This window comes from Neisseria sp. P0009.S007 (assembly GCF_051962515.1).
Genome location: NZ_JBQCVF010000566.1, coordinates 1 through 987 on the forward strand (window position 1 = coordinate 1; position 987 = coordinate 987).

1 protein-coding gene is annotated in these 987 nt (G+C 51.2%); it reads left to right on the forward strand.

The features are described 5' to 3' along the window. Positions 1-73: 73 nt before the first annotated feature. Positions 74-952 carry a site-specific tyrosine recombinase XerD gene (gene xerD, locus ACTHS3_RS14835; protein ID WP_070607878.1) on the forward strand — a complete coding sequence of 293 codons (879 nt, stop codon included), beginning with the start codon at positions 74-76 and terminating at the stop codon, positions 950-952. Positions 953-987 lie beyond the last annotated feature (35 nt).

Consider the following 987-nt stretch of genomic DNA (forward strand, 5'->3'; position numbering starts at 1 on the left):
GGGCTTTGAAAACCTAAGGCCGTCTGAACGGATGTAAAGTCATGCCGTTCAGACGGCCTTTCAATACAGTTTGATGAATATGGACGATTTAATAGACAAGCTGCTTGAATCCCTTTGGCTGCAAGACAGGCTCAGCCACAATACGCTGCAAAGTTACTGCCGTGATTTGGTCAAAGTTGCTGCGCGTTTGGCCGAGGGCGGGCAGGATTGGTTGAGTGCCGATGAATTTGCCCTGTCTGATGCCGTGTATGCAGAGGGAGAAAAAAACACGTCCCAAGCGCGGGCATTGTCGGCTTGCAAGCGCATGTACGGCTGGTTGGAAGAAACAGGCCAAAGAGCAGACAATCCCACCCGTTTTCTCAAAGCGCCGAAATCGGAACGCAAACTGCCCACGTTGATTACCGAAGCCCAAATCGACGCGCTGCTGGCTGCACCGGATGTGGAAACGCCGCACGGACTGCGCGACAAAGCCTTGCTCGAAGTCATGTATGCAACAGGTTTACGCGTGACCGAAGCCGTCAAATTGACGCTCAGCGATATCGATTTATATCGCGGCAGTATCCGTACCATAGGCAAGGGTGACAAATTGCGTTTGGTTCCGTTGGGACAGGAAGCAGCGTATTGGGTGGAACGCTATTGCAACGAATCGCGCCCGTTGTTGCTAAAAAACAAAATCTGCGACGAAGTGTTTGTCAGCCAGAAACGCAGCGGCATCAGTCGTCAGCTTGCATGGATGATAGTCAAAGAATATGCCGAAGCGGCCGGTATTGCTTCGCTCAGCCCGCACGGCTTGCGCCATGCTTTTGCCACGCATTTGGTCAATCACGGCGTTGATTTGCGTTCGGTCCAGATGATGTTGGGACATTCCGACATCAATACCACGCAGATTTATACCCATGTTGCCAATATCCGTTTGAAAAACATGGTCGATGAACACCATTCCCGTTCATAAATAAAGGCGGCATCTCGAAGATGCCGCTTTTTGTT